The 14,781-nt window shown below is 68.2% G+C and carries 15 protein-coding genes; 6 read left to right on the top strand and 9 right to left on the bottom strand.

Features of this window, described 5'->3' with window-relative positions:
• Positions 1–50 precede the first annotated feature (50 nt).
• Complete coding sequence (locus tag HLH48_RS19450) at positions 51–398, top strand: metal-sensitive transcriptional regulator (protein ID WP_182999137.1); 348 nt, start codon at positions 51–53, stop codon at positions 396–398.
• Between the two features lie 27 nt (positions 399–425).
• Here HLH48_RS19450 and pdeM read toward each other — a convergent pair whose 3' ends face one another.
• Positions 426–1,112 carry a ligase-associated DNA damage response endonuclease PdeM gene (pdeM, locus tag HLH48_RS19455; protein ID WP_182999138.1) on the bottom strand — a complete coding sequence of 229 codons (687 nt, stop codon included), beginning with the start codon at positions 1,110–1,112 and terminating at the stop codon, positions 426–428.
• Positions 1,109–3,517, bottom strand: a complete 2,409-nt coding sequence (locus tag HLH48_RS19460; protein WP_182999139.1) for a ligase-associated DNA damage response DEXH box helicase — start codon at positions 3,515–3,517, stop codon at positions 1,109–1,111. The genes pdeM and HLH48_RS19460 overlap by 4 nt, the downstream gene beginning before the upstream one ends.
• A gap of 46 nt (positions 3,518–3,563) precedes the next feature.
• Here HLH48_RS19460 and HLH48_RS19465 point away from each other — a divergent pair, with 46 nt between their 5' ends.
• Complete coding sequence (locus tag HLH48_RS19465) at positions 3,564–4,601, top strand: ligase-associated DNA damage response exonuclease (protein WP_182999140.1); 1,038 nt, start codon at positions 3,564–3,566, stop codon at positions 4,599–4,601.
• Positions 4,598–6,205 carry a cisplatin damage response ATP-dependent DNA ligase gene (locus HLH48_RS19470; RefSeq protein ID WP_182999141.1) on the top strand — a complete coding sequence of 536 codons (1,608 nt, stop codon included), beginning with the start codon at positions 4,598–4,600 and terminating at the stop codon, positions 6,203–6,205. Before HLH48_RS19465 ends, HLH48_RS19470 begins: the two co-directional genes overlap by 4 nt.
• Before the next feature lie 29 nt (positions 6,206–6,234).
• Here the strand turns inward: HLH48_RS19470 and HLH48_RS19475 are convergent, their stop codons facing one another.
• A complete protein-coding gene (locus tag HLH48_RS19475) occupies positions 6,235–7,152 on the bottom strand; it encodes an AraC family transcriptional regulator (protein ID WP_182999142.1) in 918 nt (305 codons plus the stop codon).
• Between the two features lie 99 nt (positions 7,153–7,251).
• Here HLH48_RS19475 and HLH48_RS19480 point away from each other — a divergent pair, with 99 nt between their 5' ends.
• On the top strand, positions 7,252–8,010 hold the full coding sequence (locus tag HLH48_RS19480) for an SDR family oxidoreductase (RefSeq protein WP_182999143.1): 759 nt from the start codon (positions 7,252–7,254) through the stop codon (positions 8,008–8,010).
• A gap of 95 nt (positions 8,011–8,105) precedes the next feature.
• Here HLH48_RS19480 and HLH48_RS19485 read toward each other — a convergent pair whose 3' ends face one another.
• Positions 8,106–8,699, bottom strand: coding sequence for a glutathione S-transferase family protein (locus HLH48_RS19485; RefSeq protein WP_182999144.1), 594 nt, complete (start codon positions 8,697–8,699; stop codon positions 8,106–8,108).
• A 109-nt stretch (positions 8,700–8,808) separates the two neighbouring features.
• Here HLH48_RS19485 and HLH48_RS19490 point away from each other — a divergent pair, with 109 nt between their 5' ends.
• Together HLH48_RS19490 and HLH48_RS19495 are read left to right on the top strand one after the other, a co-directional pair.
• Positions 8,809–9,363, top strand: coding sequence for a TetR/AcrR family transcriptional regulator (locus tag HLH48_RS19490; RefSeq protein WP_182999145.1), 555 nt, complete (start codon positions 8,809–8,811; stop codon positions 9,361–9,363).
• 114 nt (positions 9,364–9,477) lie between these two features.
• A complete protein-coding gene (locus HLH48_RS19495) occupies positions 9,478–10,479 on the top strand; it encodes a zinc-binding dehydrogenase (RefSeq protein ID WP_182999146.1) in 1,002 nt (333 codons plus the stop codon).
• 66 nt (positions 10,480–10,545) lie between these two features.
• On the opposite strand, the gene HLH48_RS19500 is transcribed toward HLH48_RS19495, so the two are convergent.
• The 5 genes from HLH48_RS19500 to HLH48_RS19520 form a co-directional block, all read right to left on the bottom strand.
• The gene (locus tag HLH48_RS19500; protein WP_182999147.1) at positions 10,546–11,355 is read right to left on the bottom strand and encodes an SMR family transporter; all 810 of its coding nucleotides are present in this window, start codon (positions 11,353–11,355) and stop codon (positions 10,546–10,548) included.
• Positions 11,356–11,503: 148 nt separating this feature from the next.
• Entirely contained in the window at positions 11,504–11,995 is a 492-nt protein-coding gene (locus tag HLH48_RS19505; RefSeq protein ID WP_182999148.1) for a hypothetical protein, read from the bottom strand.
• A gap of 128 nt (positions 11,996–12,123) precedes the next feature.
• Positions 12,124–12,912, bottom strand: coding sequence for an SDR family oxidoreductase (locus HLH48_RS19510; protein ID WP_182999149.1), 789 nt, complete (start codon positions 12,910–12,912; stop codon positions 12,124–12,126).
• A gap of 82 nt (positions 12,913–12,994) precedes the next feature.
• Entirely contained in the window at positions 12,995–13,906 is a 912-nt protein-coding gene (locus HLH48_RS19515; RefSeq protein WP_182999150.1) for a LysR substrate-binding domain-containing protein, read from the bottom strand.
• Between the two features lie 297 nt (positions 13,907–14,203).
• A complete protein-coding gene (locus tag HLH48_RS19520; protein ID WP_343065451.1) occupies positions 14,204–14,731 on the bottom strand; it encodes an aspartate/glutamate racemase family protein in 528 nt (175 codons plus the stop codon).
• Between the last annotated feature and the right edge of the window lie 50 nt (positions 14,732–14,781).

Here is a 14,781-nt window from a genome sequence, read left to right on the forward strand (position 1 = left end):
TCGGGGGCACGACCTGCTAGGAACATGCTGCAATGGAAGGTGAGGCAGGCATGGCAACACAGAGTCGAAAGGCGTCTGCCGTCGACAAATGCGCGCATTGCGAGGTCGAGACGGATGATCCGGGCAAGCGTGTCCGCCAGCCGCAGAAAAAGGCCCTGACCAACCGCCTGCGCCGTATCGAGGGCCAGATCGGCGGCGTGCTGAACATGATCGAGAACGATCGGTACTGCGTGGATATCCTGATGCAGATCTCGGCCGTCAAGTCGGCGCTGGACGGCGTCGCCATCCAGATATTGTCGGCGCATGCCAGCGGCTGCGTCCGCAAGGCGGTGAAGGAAGATGGCGGCGACGACGCCATCGAGGAACTGCTCGGCGTCGTCCGGCGGATGATGCGCTAGGCGCCATCGCCGCCCGGCCCGCGCCCGTCAGCCAGCGCGCATCGAGAGCCTGACAAGGCCGTCGCGGCCGGGAACATAGAGGTCCGCTCCCCGCGGAAAGAGCGACCGGATCGGCGGCATCGTCACGTCGAGGCCGCCGGTATAGGCGCCGAAGGCGGGCAGGATCACCCGCCCTCCACCCACCACGAAACAGGGGCGGGCCATCGCGTGCCCACCGGCCCGGATACGGGCTTTCGGGTGGAGGTGCCCTGCCAGTTCACGCACGTTCGCCGCGGAGGACGGCACATGCCGGAAGGTGACCGTCCGGCGCGCGAACGACGGCACGACGGTCCCGGGCAATGTCGAGGGCAGTTCCGGATCATGGTTGCCGACCAGCCAGATCGTCCGCGTGAGGCCGGCAAGGGCCGCGAGGCGTTCGCGCGCATGCGTATCGAGCCGTTCGACGCTCCCGGCGTCATGAAAACTGTCGCCGAGGGCCAGCACGGTCTCCGGGCGCAGGGTGCGCACGAGATCGAGCAGCCGGGCCAGCGTCTCGTGCGTGTCATAGGGCGGCAGCAGGATACCTGCCTCGCGCCGGGCCGTCGCCTTTTCCAGATGCATGTCCGCGACAATCAGCATCCGTTCCGCCGGCCAATATACCGCCTTCTGCGGCAGCAGCACGAGTTCCTCGCGGCCCAGCATAATCGTGGCGCCGTCGCCCCGCCGCGCGTTCATGACAGTCCGGCCTCATGCACCAGCGCCTCGGCCTCCCGCAGCAGCAGTTCCTCCCCTTCGCCGTTCCTGATCCGGTTGCGACCCAGTTCCAGCAGGATCGGCACCGCCAGGGGCGAACCGCGGTCGAGGCGGCGATGATCGATCCGTCCCTGCACCCGCTCGACCAGTGCCCTGATGCGGTCGAAGTTCGTCAGTCCGCGCGCCGCGTCCTGCCAGGTCGCGCGCAGCAGCACATGGTCCGGGTCATAACGGCGCAGAACGTCGTAGAGCAGGTCGGTGCTGGCCGTCATCTGCCGCCCGGTCCTGGACCGTCCGGGCACCTGTCGCTCCGTCAGGCCGGAAATGACGGCGACTTCCCGAAAGGCCCTGCGCACGACCGCACTTTCGGCCAGCCACTCCGTCATGTCGCCCTCAAGAAGGCGCGGGCTGAACAGGGCATGGATATCGGCCGGCTCGCGCATGCACCAGCAGGCCAGCGCGTCGTCGGTGGCGACGAAGCCCAGCGGCGCCGCACCCGTCTCTTCCAGAATACGGGTGGCGAGCAGCCCCAGCGTCTGGTGCGCGTTCCGCCCCTCGAACCCGTAGGCCACCAGGTACCACCGCTTCCGGCGTGGAAAGGTCTCCACCAGCAGCCGGTCCGGCTGCGGCAGGACGGAGCGCCGGGCCTGTGCCGACAGCCAGTCGCGCACGTCAGGCGGGAGCAAGTCCCACCGCGCCCGGTCATGGATCAGGTCGCGCACACGCCCGGCTAGGCCGCGCGACATCGACAGGCGGCTGCCGCCATAGACCGGCACGCGCGGCGTCCGCGCGGCGGAACGCGCGACGGTGGCCGTCGTCTCGCGCAGGGTCAGGAATTCCACCACTTCCCCACCCAGGAAGAACGTATCCCCGGCCACGAGGGTGGAGGCGAAATACTCGTCGATGCTCCCCATGTCCCGGCCCCGACGGGTCCGCACGCGGATGCGCGGCGTCTCGACGATGGTGCCGATATTCATCCGGGCCGTCCGTGCGATCGCCTCCGTCCGCACCTCCATCCGGCCCAGCGCGTCGCGGTGCAGGCGCCTGTGCCTGTCATAGGCGCGCAGGGCGAATCCGCCGGTTTCCACAAAGTCGAGCACGGCGTCGAAACACTCCCGGCCCAGCATGGCATACGGCGCGGCGCGGCCTATCTCCGCGAACAGCCGGTCTGGCAGAAACGGTCCGTGGCAGGCCGTCAGCAGCATGTGCTGGGCCAGCACGTCCAGCGTCCCCGGACCGGGCGGCTCGCCATCGAGGTCCCGCGCCAGCACGGCCTCGCGCGCGGCGACGCTCTCCAGCACCTCGAACCGGTTGGCGGGGACGAGAAACGCGCGGGAGGGCCGGTCCATCCGGTGGTTCGACCGGCCGATCCGCTGCGCCAGCCGCGCCGCCTCGCGCGGGGCGCCGACCTGGATGATCTGCTCCACGTCCCCCCAGTCGATGCCGAGGTCGAGCGAACTGGTCGCGATCACCGCGCGCAGTTCCGCGGCCGCCATCGCGGCCTCGATCCGGCTGCGCCGCGCCGGGTCCAGGCTGCCGTGGTGCAGGCCGATCGGCAGGTTGCGATCGTTGATCTTCCATAGCGCCTGAAACAGCAGCTCCGCCTGCGCCCGCGAATTGACGAACACGATCGTCACCTTCGCCCGCTCGATCTGCCGCAGGATCGCCCCAGCGCTCGCCAGCCCCATATGCCCCGTCCAGGGCATCGGCCCGTCCGGCAGGATCAGTCCGATCTCCGGCGCCATCCCTTCGCCGGCGCGCACGATGCGCGCCCCGCCGGGCGCGCCGCCCGCGACATAGGCTGCCAGCGCAGCGGGATGCGCCGCGGTCGCCGAAAGACCGACCCGGCGCAGCCCGGGCGCGAGCGTCGCGAGCCGCTCGGCACATAGGGCGAGCTGGTCGCCCCGCTTGGTCCCGGCGAGCGCATGGACCTCGTCGATGATCAGTGTTCGCAGCGCCGCGAACAGGGTCGTCGCCTCGGGCCGCGACAGCAGGAGGCTCAGGCTCTCGGGGGTGGTCAGCAGGACCTGCGGCGGCATGCGCGCCTGGCGCCGCCTGCGGGACGAAGGCGTGTCGCCCGTCCGCACGTCGAGGCGGATGCCCAGCCGTGCCTCCCCGACCAGGCGCGCCATCGCGTCGGCAATGTTGGCGGTCAGTGCCTTCAGCGGCGCCACATACACGGTATGCAGCCCGGCCCGGGGCGCATCGGCCAGGGCGACGAACGACGGCAGGAACCCCGCCAGGGTCTTGCCGCCCCCCGTGGGCGCGATCAGCAGCGCGGAATGCCCGGCCCGCGCGGCGTCCAGCATGGCAAGCTGATGTGGATACGGATGCCAACCCCGGGCGGCGAACCACGTTCTGAAGGCAACGGGAAGCGGTTCGGTCATCGTGGGACACAACGCCCGCTCCGACTGCCGGTTGCGGGGAGGGGCAATGGTCGCGTGGCTGGTACCGAAACCCGAAGGGCTGTATTGCGCCCCGGGCGATTTCTACATCGACCCGCTGGTGCCCGTGCCGCGCGCCGTCATCACCCATGGCCACGCCGACCACGCGCGCCCGCATCATGAAGCCGTGCTCGCCACGCCGGAGACGCTCGCGATCATGGCGCTGCGCATGGGGGAGGACCGCGCCGGACGCGCGCGCCAGTCGCTGGGCTACGACACGCCGCTGCGCCTCGGCGACGTGACGCTCCGCCTCGCGCCGGCGGGTCATGTGCTGGGCAGCGCGCAGGTGGTGCTGGAGCATGCCGGCCAGCGCGCCGTGGTCAGCGGCGACTACAAGCGCGTGCCCGATCCGACCTGCGCGCCGTTCGAGCCCGTGCCGTGCGACCTGTTCGTGACGGAAGCCACGTTCGCCCTGCCGGTCTTCCGCCACCCCGATCCCCGGCGCGAGATCGGGCGCCTGCTGCACGACGTCAGGCTGTTTCCCGATCGCACGCATCTGGTCGGATGCTACGCGCTCGGCAAGGCACAGAGGCTGGTCGCGCTGCTGCGGCAGGCCGGCTACGACGCACCGGTCTGGCTGCATGGCGCGTTGCGGCCGATATGCGCCCTGTACGGCCGGTTCGGCATCGATCTCGGCGTGCTCGGCGCGGCGACCGGGGCCGCCAGGGACGCGATGCGCGGCGGGATCGTCCTCGCCCCGCCATCGGCGATCGCCGACCGCTGGGCCCGCCGGCTGCCCGACCCGGTGGTCTGCCTCGCGTCGGGCTGGATGCAGGTCAGGCAGCGCGCCAAGGCACGCGGTGTCGAGCTTCCCCTGGTCATCAGCGACCACGCCGATTGGGATGCGCTGCTGCAAACCTGCGACGACACGGGCGCGCGTGAGGTCTGGGTGACCCACGGGCGCGAGGACGCCTTGATCCATGCGCTGGGCAGGCGCGGCGTGCGCGCCCGCGCGCTCCGCCTGGTCGGCTACGGCGAGGAGGACGAGGCCGGCGACGCAGCGGCGGCCGAGGGAGAGCCCGCGTGATCGCCTTTGCCGCCCTGCTCGAACGGCTGGTGTTCACGCCCTCGCGCAACGCCAAGATCGCGCTGTTGCGCGATTATTTTCTCCATGCGGCAGACCCCGACCGCGGCTACGCCCTGGCGGCGATCGCGGGCACCCTGGCGTTTCCGGCCGCCAGGCCCGGCATGCTGCGCGCGCTGGCCATGGAGCGCGTCGACCCCGAACTGTTCGCCCTGTCCTATGATTATGTCGGGGACCTGGCCGAAACGGTGGCCCTGATCTGGAGGCCCCCCGCCGACCGCCCCGACGCGTCGCCGCCGGGCCTGACGGAGGTGGCGACCGCGCTGGCCGACACGCCCAGGGCCGACCTGCCCGCCCTGCTGGCGCGCTGGCTGGACATCTGCGATACGCCGACGCGCCATGCCCTCCTCAAGCTCGTGACGGGCGCCCTGCGGGTCGGGGCCTCGGCGCGCCTTGCCAAGGTGGCGCTGGCCGAGATCGCGGACGTGACGGCCGACGAGATCGAGGAGGTCTGGCACGGGCTCGCGATTCCCTATGCGCCGCTCTTCGCGTGGATCGACGGCACGGCCCCGCGCCCGGACGCGAGGGACGCACCGGTCTTTCGGCCGCCGATGCTGGCCCACCCGCTGGAAGGGGTGGACCTTGACGCGCTGGCCCCCGCCGACTGGCGCGCGGAATGGAAATGGGACGGCATTCGCGTGCAACTGGTGCGCACCCCGGGCGGGGAGCGGCTGTACACCCGCACCGCCGAGGATATCGGCCGCGCATTTCCCGATATCCTGCGCATCCTGCAGGACATGGCCGGACATGTCGTGCTCGATGGCGAACTGCTGGTCATGCGCGGTGGCGCGCCGGAGCCCTTCGCGCAACTCCAGCGCCGCCTCAACCGCCTCGCACCCTCCGCGGCCATGCTGCGCGACCTGCCGGCGGGCGTGCATCTGTACGACATCCTGTTCGAGGACGGCGAAGACCTGCGCGCGCTGCCATTCGACACGCGCCGCGCGCGGCTCGAATCATGGTTCGCGCGCAACGCGCCGCCGATGCTCGGTCTCTCGCCGCTGATCCCGTTCGGCAGCTTCGCCGAACTGGCCGGGATCCGCGCCGGCACGCGGGCGGAGGGGGTCGAGGGGCTGATGCTCAAGCGCGCCGACAGCCCCTATCTCCCCGGCCGCCCACGCGGACCGTGGTGGAAATGGAAGCGCGATCCGCTGACCGTCGACGCGGTGCTGATGTATGCGCAGCGCGGTCACGGCCGGCGCAGCAGCTTCTATTCGGACTACACTTTCGGTCTCTGGCGCGGCATGGGCGACACGCGCGAGCTGGTGCCCATCGGCAAGGCCTATTCCGGCATAACGGACGAGGAACTGAAGTTCCTCGACCGCTGGGTCCGCCACCACACGATCGCCCGCTTCGGTCCGGTGCGGGAGGTGGAGAAGAGCCTCGTGCTGGAAATCGCCTTCGACGCGGCCCAGCCCTCCACCCGGCACAAGAGCGGCGTGGCACTGCGCTTTCCACGCATCGCGCGTATCAGGGCCGACAAACCCGCCGCCGATGTCGAGGACATTCCGGCTTTTCTCCGGGCGACGCGCTGCGTCGACGGCCCCTGACGCCTCCTCGGGGCAGCCGGCGCACCCTTTCAGGACAGGCTTCCGCCCTCCCCGACGGTGCGCACATATCGCATTGGCGACACGCCGACATGGCGGGCAAAGGCGGTGCTGAACGTGCTCGCCGAGCCATAGCCGACCTGTGCCGCGACATGCTCCATCGCCATCTCGCGCGAGCGCAGCAGGCGTTTGGCGAGCGCCATGCGCCACGCCAGCAGATATTCCATCGGCGGCAGCCCGACGATGCGATTGAAGCGCGCGAAGAACGCCGAGCGCGACATGGCGGCCTCGGCGGCAAGATCGACGACGGTCCAGCGATGCGCGGGCCGCGCATGCATGGCCCGCAGCGCGAAGACCAGGCGCCCGTCCGCCAGCCCGCGAGAAACGCCCGGCATCGACGAGACATCGGCCCCGCACCGCAGCGCCTCGATCAGCAGCACCTCCAGCAGGCGCTCCAGGACCAGTTCCCGGCCCGGCCGGGCATGGCGCGTCTCGTCGCCCACCAGTTGCAGCAGCAGCGCGAGGCGCGGCTCCCCGCTGGCGACGATCATCGCCGGCAGCAGGGAGACGAGCAGGGCGGCATCGGGCGAGGCGAAGCTGCAAAATCCGACCTGCATCCGGAGATTGACCGGTTCGCCGGGGGGCCCGACCCGAAAGCGCCCCGCGCCGATCTCCGTCGGCACCATCGCGGTCCCGTACGCCGGCGCGTCGATGCTTTCGACGGCGTGGTCGTTGGTCGAGGGAGACAGCACGAAATCTCCCTGGCGCACGATGATCGGCGGCCGACCGGACGACACGACCCTGCACGCGCCCTCCAGCACCGCGAAAAAGACAGGCTTGCCTTCGATGTCGCGGCGGATGCGCCATCGCCCGGCATACTCGACAAGCTTGGAGTAACTGGCCGAGGGCTGGAGCAGGGTCACGATCTCGGCCAGCGGATCGATGGGCATGACAGGACGATCGCCAATGAATTAGGGACGGACGACCATAGAGAATCTTCCGCCCCGGCGCCATATTCGGATGACCACACACCAGTTCGGAGCACGCGCATGCCCACCATTCTCATCACCGGCTGTTCCTCGGGCTTCGGCCTCGACACCGCGAGGCTGTTCCTCGAAAAAGGCTGGCGCGTCGTCGCCACGATGCGCCGGCCCATGCCCGACCTCCTGCCCGCGTCCGATCATCTCACCATCCTGCCGCTCGACGTCACCGATCCGCACAGTATCCGGGCCGCGTTCGCGCAGGCCGGCGATATCGACGTGCTGGTCAACAATGCGGGGGTGGGGGCTGCGGTGCCGGTCGAACTGACCGAGCCGGAAACCGCGCGCCTGTTGTTCGAGACCAACACCCTCGGCACGCTGGCGACGATGCAGGCGATCCTCCCCCGGTTCCGCGAACGCCGCGGCGGCACGATCATCAATGTCACGTCGAGCGTGACCCTCAAGCCGCTGCCGCTGATCGGCGTCTATCGGGCGAGCAAGGCGGCCGTGAACGCGCTCACCGAAAGCCTCGCGATCGAAATGGAACCGTTCGGCGTGCGCGTGCATATCGTCCTGCCCGGCCGCTCGCCCGAGACCAGCTTCGGTACGAACGCCATGCCGCATCTGCGCGGCCTGGACAATGCCGACTACAAGCCGATGATCGAAGGCATGATCGCCAGCTTCCGCGATGCGGGCGGCCCGGTCACCCACGCGGGCGACGTGGCGGCGGCGGTCTGGCGCGCGGCCACCGATCCAGGCGCCCCGTTCAGGATCGCGGCCGGCGAGGATGCCGTCCAGTGGATGGCCGAGGCCGAAGGGCACGACTGACAACCGCACCGAGGCCAGGCGAACGGCGCTTCCTTTCGCGACCAGCCGATATCTCGCGGTTTCTACGATGCATGCGTCCCGCCGCGATCACCTCATCACAGCCCCGGCATCGGTATAAAGCCGGCAAGGCTGCGGACGCGGCCGAACCACCGTGCGAGAGCAGGATAGGGGGACAGGTCGATCCCCCCCTCGGGCGCCAGCGCGAGATACGGAAAAAGGGCGCAATCGGCGATGGTGGGGCGGTCCAGCGCGAACCAGTCCCGCGTCGCGACATGGGCGTCGAGCAGCGGCAGAAGCCTGCCGGTCTGGCGCAGGGCGGCATCCATGTCGAGCGCATAGCCGAACTTCCGGATCAGCCGGGCCACGTTCGGGCCGCCGCGGACCTCGCTCGCTGCCACGGACAGCCATTGCATGATGCTGGCCTGGGACCGGCTATCGTCGGGCCACCAGCTTCGGTCCGGCAGCCGGCCGGCAAGGTAGACCAGAATGGCCTGCGAATCCCGAAGGATGAAGTCGCCATCGACCAGCACCGGCACTTCCTCGAACGGGTTCAGTTTCCGGAATGCCGGATCATGATGCTGTCCCGCCGCGAAATTGACGGGAACGAGGTCCAGGCTCGTCCCGGTGAGGGCCGCGAAAAGCCGCACCTTGTAACAGTTTCCGGAAAGATCGAGATCATGAAGAAGCATCGCGTCGTGTCCTGCGGCTCGAAGATGAAGGCGATAGACAGAAGATCCTTGCCGGAGAAAGATCGGTGCCCTACGGTAGGCGAACGATCGTTCGTGAGTCAAAGACGGAATGAGGGAAACGGTTTCCATCCACCGGATCGTTGCCGAAGCGCGCGAGCTGTTTCGCGATCGCGGCTACGAGGGCGCATCCATGCGCGATCTGGCCGATCGCGTGGGCCTGCGTCCGCAGAGTCTCTACACGCGCTTTGCGTCGAAGGAATCGCTGGTGCGCGCGGTACTGGCCATGACGCTCGACGACGCGCTGGCCGATCTTCCGGATCCCGCGACGGACTGGCGTGGAGCCTGGCGAACGCTGATCGGGCGGATTGCAAAGACGTTCGAGACACGAGAGCGCTGCGTGGGGCTGCACCTCGCTTATGGCGTGACGGCGCGGACACCGGACGCGCAGGACGCGGTGCGGGCGTTTTTCGTGCGATTGCGCGATGCGATGGCCGGGATTCTGGATGCCGGGAAGGTTTCCGAACCCGCGTCCGTCGCGGCGGACACCCTCGCGCAACTCGAAGGGGCAACGCTCTGGATCACGACCGAGGGTAACATGGCGCCCCTCCGCCATGCCGTGGAACGCGCCCTGCGTGTTGCCGATCCGGAAGGGAAACCAGCGTGATCGAAACCGAGAGATGGCGTCTCTCGCTCCATCAGCCGACCGATTTCGACGATCTGCGCGCGATGTGGCGCGATCCGGATGTCGTTTTTTCCAGCGCAAGAAGGAAGATCGGTGATGAATGCCTCCGCAACCGCATGCCGCGCCTGGACCTGGCACGCGCCGGGCGAGCCCGAACAGCTTCAACCGGGTAAGCCGCCCATCGTGTCGCCAGGACCGGGCGAGATCGTGGTGCGGAATACCATGATCGCGCTCAACCCCGTTGACTGGAAAGTCATCGCCGCGCCCCCCGACGGCTGGAAGCCGGGGCACGTACCCGGCGTGGATGGCGTCGGCATCGTCACGGCCGTGGGCGACGGCGTGAGCCTTCCCATCGGAACGCGGGTCGCATATCATCAGGCCCTCGGCAAACCGGGCAGCTTCGCGGACTATACGACCGTGGACATCGCGTGCGTCCAGCTCGTGCCCGACGGCGTCGGCGACGAGAGCGCCGCCGGAATCCCCTGTCCGGGGCTGACGGCGTGGCAGGCCCTGGCCAAGGTGCCGGACATTCCGAACCGGGACGTGCTGGTGACGGGGGCAGGCGGCGCGGTGTCGCTGATCCTGGCGCAACTGGCATCCCGCCGGAACTGGCGTGTCTGGGTAACGGCATCGCCCGCCCATCGCGACCGGCTGCTGGCGCTGGGCATCGCCGGAACGTTCGATTATCGCACCGAGGATTGGCGGGACCAGTTGGGCGCGGCGCTCGGGCCGCGTCGCCTTTTCGCGGCGTTCGATACCACGAATGCGGCGTATGCACGCGGCCTGGCGCCTCTCCTGGGGTATAACGGTCATCTGGTCTGCATCCAGGACCGGCTGGACGCATCGCCCATGCCGCCCTTCACGACGGCGCTGTCCCTGCACGAGGTCGCGCTGAACAGCGCCCACGCCCATGCGACGGCCGAAGACTGGCGAGACTGGCGCAGGGCCGGAGCCAACCTGCTCGATGCGGTCCGCACCGGCGCCCTCGATCTCCAGCAGCATATCGTCACCGCCTTCGACGACCTCCCGGCCAGCCTCTCCGCTCTGAAGCACGGACGCATCACAGGCAGGAAGATTCTCGTGCGCACGAGGGAATGAGGTCGTCATGTCGGGGCGTCGTCCGGCCGTTTCGCGACGCGCGCCATGCCGCGATGAAACCGCGCTTCAGGACAGGCGGAGAAGCGCGGTGCCCAGCACGATACAAAGCGTGGCAACGACACGCCGCACGCTCACACGCTCGCCCAGAAAAATCACAGCGATCAGCGTGCCGAACACGATCGAACATTCCCGCGTCGCCGAAACGACGGCGATGGAAACGCGCGTCATGGCCCAGAGCGCGATTCCGTAGGAGCAGACACTCCCCGCGCCGCCTGATACGCCGCGCCATGCATGGTGCGCGAGACGTACCGCGAATGCGTGTCGACCCAGTGCCAGGTTCCAGGCCAACATTGCCGTGCCAGTCAGTAAAAAGACCCACAACACATAGCCCGCCGGTGCCTGGGCGGCACGCACGCCTTGTCCGTCTATGATCGAATATCCCGCGATCGCCAGGGCATTGACCAATGCATAAATCACGCCCTTGCCGCTCCAATTGTGATGACGCGCCAGAACGAGGCTGCCGATGCCACAACTGATGACGGCAATGCCCACCCACGCCATGGTCGGAACGGTCTCGCGCAGCCACAGGACGGCGGCGAAGGCGGTCATCAACGGCGCCGCTCCGCGCATCAACGGATAAACCTGCGTCATATCCGCCTCGTGGTAGGCGCGCGCCGTCAATAAATAGGAAATGATGTGGATAACAGTCGATAAAACGAGAAACGGCCAGCTCGCACGCGCCGGCTGGTCCATGAAAGGCAGCACGACCACCGCGACGAACGCCGCGCCGCCCGCCACCGCGATCGTGGTGGCAACGCGATCCTCCGCCCCGCGAATCAAGGCATTCCAAAACGCATGCAGCGCCGCGGCGCCCATCAGGAGAGCAAACACAGAGGAGGGCATGGGTTGGGCGTGGCTTTCAAGGCAAGCATGGCTCTATGGGCGGCAAGTCTCCTTCATATCCCGGCCAGCACCGGATGTCGTTGCCTTGTGCCATGGGGTACTCATGCAAGCACGGCTTCGATCAGGACGGGGCCACCCGTCCGCATGGCCCGACCGAACGTGTCCCTGAACGCGCCCAGCGTGGCGACACGTTCCGCGGCGACGCCCATTCCTGTCGCAAGGGCGGTCCAATCGAGATCGCCGCCGCCAGTTGCCGGATGACCTCGTCGCCCCGGTAATGCAGTCGCTCGATGACGGGATGATCCCCTCCCCGACGAATCCGGGGCGCGAAGGTATCACAGAACAGCATCGCCCCCGTTCGTGCCGCGATACGCGCCGCCCGCTGGAGACCATGTCCGTGCAGAACATCGCCACGCAGGAGCATCGCCGACCGGCCGGGGCCACGTAGAAGGCTGGCGACGCGTTCGAGCGTGCTTTCGGCGCTCGTCGCGGGCAACGGCTCGGAAACGGGCAGGCCGATCCGCTCGGCCGGAGACCAGGCGGTATCGGCGGGCAAGATCAGCGTGGCGATCTGCCCGGGCGCACGACGCGCACAGGCGACCGCCGCGACCACATCTCCCGGAAGAGCACGGGTCGAGGCCGATCGACGAACCCAGTCGGATACAGGCCGCGCGAAGCCGGCGATGTCCGAGGTGAGAGGCGCATCATACTGGAGATGACAGGTGGCATGGCAAAATGCGTTCAGTGACCGTGCAGCAATCCGCCATCGACAGGGATGAGCGCACCCGTCACGTACGAGGCCAGAGGGCTGGCGAGAAAGGCGGCGACGGCCCCGAATTCCTCGGGCGTCCCATAGCGGCCTGCCGGTATGGTTTCGAGATCCCGTCGCCGAATCTCCTCGGCGGAGCGACCTTCGGCGTCCGCGCGCGACTGGTGGAGCGTCTGGACCCGAGCCGTATCGAAGCGGCCGGGCATCACCGTATTGACCGTGACACCGTCTCGCGCGACCTCCCGCGCCAGGGTACGGCCCCAGTTGGCAAGCGCCGCTCTCAAGGCGTTGGAGAGTACCAGACCCGCGATCGGTTCGACGACGCTGGTGGACGAAACCATGATGATGCGTCCGAAACCGTTCGCGCGCATGGCCGGCAGGAAGGCGTCGGTCATGGTCATCACGGGCAGCAGCATCGCCCGCGCCTGGGCCTCCCAGAGCGCGGCATCGAAGTCGGCGGCCGAACCCGGCGGCGGCCCACCGCCATTGCCGACCAGGATATCGGGCACACCGATCTCGTCTTGTATGGCGCCGATCGCCGCATGAACCGCGTCCTGCGATGCCAGATCGGCTACGATGCACGATATCCGCGTCGACGAAACGTCACGGAGCCTGGCCGCCGCCGTGTCCAGGCGCGACGGGTCGCGCGCGAGCAGGCCGACATGCACGCCTTCCCTGGCGAGGGCACGGGCAATCCCGAATCCGAGGCCGCTGCTGGCGCCCATGACGATGGCCGTGCGGCCTGAAATCTGAAGATCCATTCCATGTCCCTCCTTTCCCGACAGGAAAATTACCTGCCGGCGCACCGAGGGCGCCAATGCTCCTTTGATGGGGTTGATGATGTCAGGTCATCACCTGAGACAGTCGGTCGGTGTGCCACAGAGCGTTTGTGGCGGCTCCCTCGGACGCGAGCCAGGCAATGAAGGCGCCGATCGCGCGTTCATGCTGGCGTCCGGGCCGGGTGACGACATGATAGGCGGTTCCGCAATCCATCCAGGGCGTGCGAACACGCACCAGGCGTCCGTCGTCGAAATGAGACTGGAGCAGGGAGCGTCTGCCGACCATGATCCCCTGGCCCGCCAGGGTCGCGCTGATGACCACGTTATAGTCGTTCAGCGACATGACGGCGGGCCTGGAAGAAACACCGAGCGCGTCGAGCAGTCGATCCCATTCGAAAGGTCGCGCCGCGCCAAATACCGTCCTGCCCGCAAATATCCACTCCCCCTCCGCGCTGTCTTGCCACGCGGCCGGAGCCGCGACGGGGGCCAGTTCCTCACGCATGAACATGCGGGACCACGTTCCCCGCCACGGCCCTGTCCCGTAACGCAGGGCCAGGTCGGTCGATCCGGCATCGAGGTCGGCGAGGTGGTAGTCCGGCACGAGTTCGACGGCGATATCCCGATGCGCCGTCATGAAGCCAGGCAGACGAGGCGCAAGCCATGACGCGGCCAGCGAAGGCAGGACGCTGACACGCAGTGGGGCCGCCGCGCGTTCCGCGACCTGGGAAAGACCCTCGTGCAGCCATTGGAAAGCCTGCTCTGCTTTCGCAAAAAGCAGGCGCCCCTTTTCCGTCAGCGCGATGGTGTTCCCGCGTCGCGCGAACAGAGGCACGCCCAGATCCCGTTCAAGATTCTGGACATGGCGGGAAAGCGCGCTTTGAGAAACGCCGATAGCCTCGGCGGCGCCGCGAAAGCTGAGATGCCGCGCGACCGCGCAGAATGCTTCCATGGCCGTCAGGGGCAGGCGTTGGCGCATGATGTCTTTCCTGTAAATGGGCCGCCACGGTCGGCGAGCCAAACGCTCTGGCCGCCGCCTGTCTGTTCCTGATGCAGCAGCGTTTCGCCACGGGACAGAGCGTCGTGATCGATCGGGGACGGTATGCCGGTAAAGAAATCGTCAGGCGCAGGCAGGCTACGAGGAGCCCGCCCTGATAGTCGTCGCAATGTGCCTTGTTCTCAAAAGGCGGCATGTGCGATCGGGAATCAGCCCCGCCCTGCCGCAATCATGCGGATCGGGCTCCGCGGACGCGATTTCAGAGCCGATCTCGCCCGGTCATCCTTCATCGGGAAAGGTTTGCCCCAGACTCATCGTCACGGCCGCCTCGGCATGGAGCGCGATGGTGTCATAGAGCGGCACCGGGCTGTCATCCGGGCCGATCAGCAGCATGATTTCCGTGCAGCCCAGAATGATCGCCCGCGCCCCACGGCGCCGCAGCCATTCGATGACGGTGCGATAGGCGCGGCGCGAGTCCGGCAGGACACGTCCCCGCACCAGTTCCTCATAGATCACCCGATGGACGGTCCGCCGATCGTCCGCGTCCGGAACAAGCACGTCCAGGCCGTGCCGCTCCGTCAGGCGCCCCCTGTAGAAATCCTGCTCCATCGTAAAGGCGGTGCCCAGCAGCGCCACCCGGCGCAGCCCGTCCGCCCGGATGCGCGCGGCGGTCGGGTCGGCGATGTGCAGCAGCGGGATATCGATGGCCGCCTGCACGTCGCCTGCCATGCGGTGCATGGTGTTGGTGGACTTGCGCTGAAAAAGTGGAGAGCTCCTGATACACTGAGAGAGGAGTTTTCTGGGCATGCCACAGAAGCGGTTCACGAAGGAATTTGAGGATGAGGCCGTTCGCCTAT

Source organism: Gluconacetobacter sacchari (assembly GCF_014174255.1).
Classification (GTDB): domain Bacteria; phylum Pseudomonadota; class Alphaproteobacteria; order Acetobacterales; family Acetobacteraceae; genus Gluconacetobacter; species Gluconacetobacter sacchari.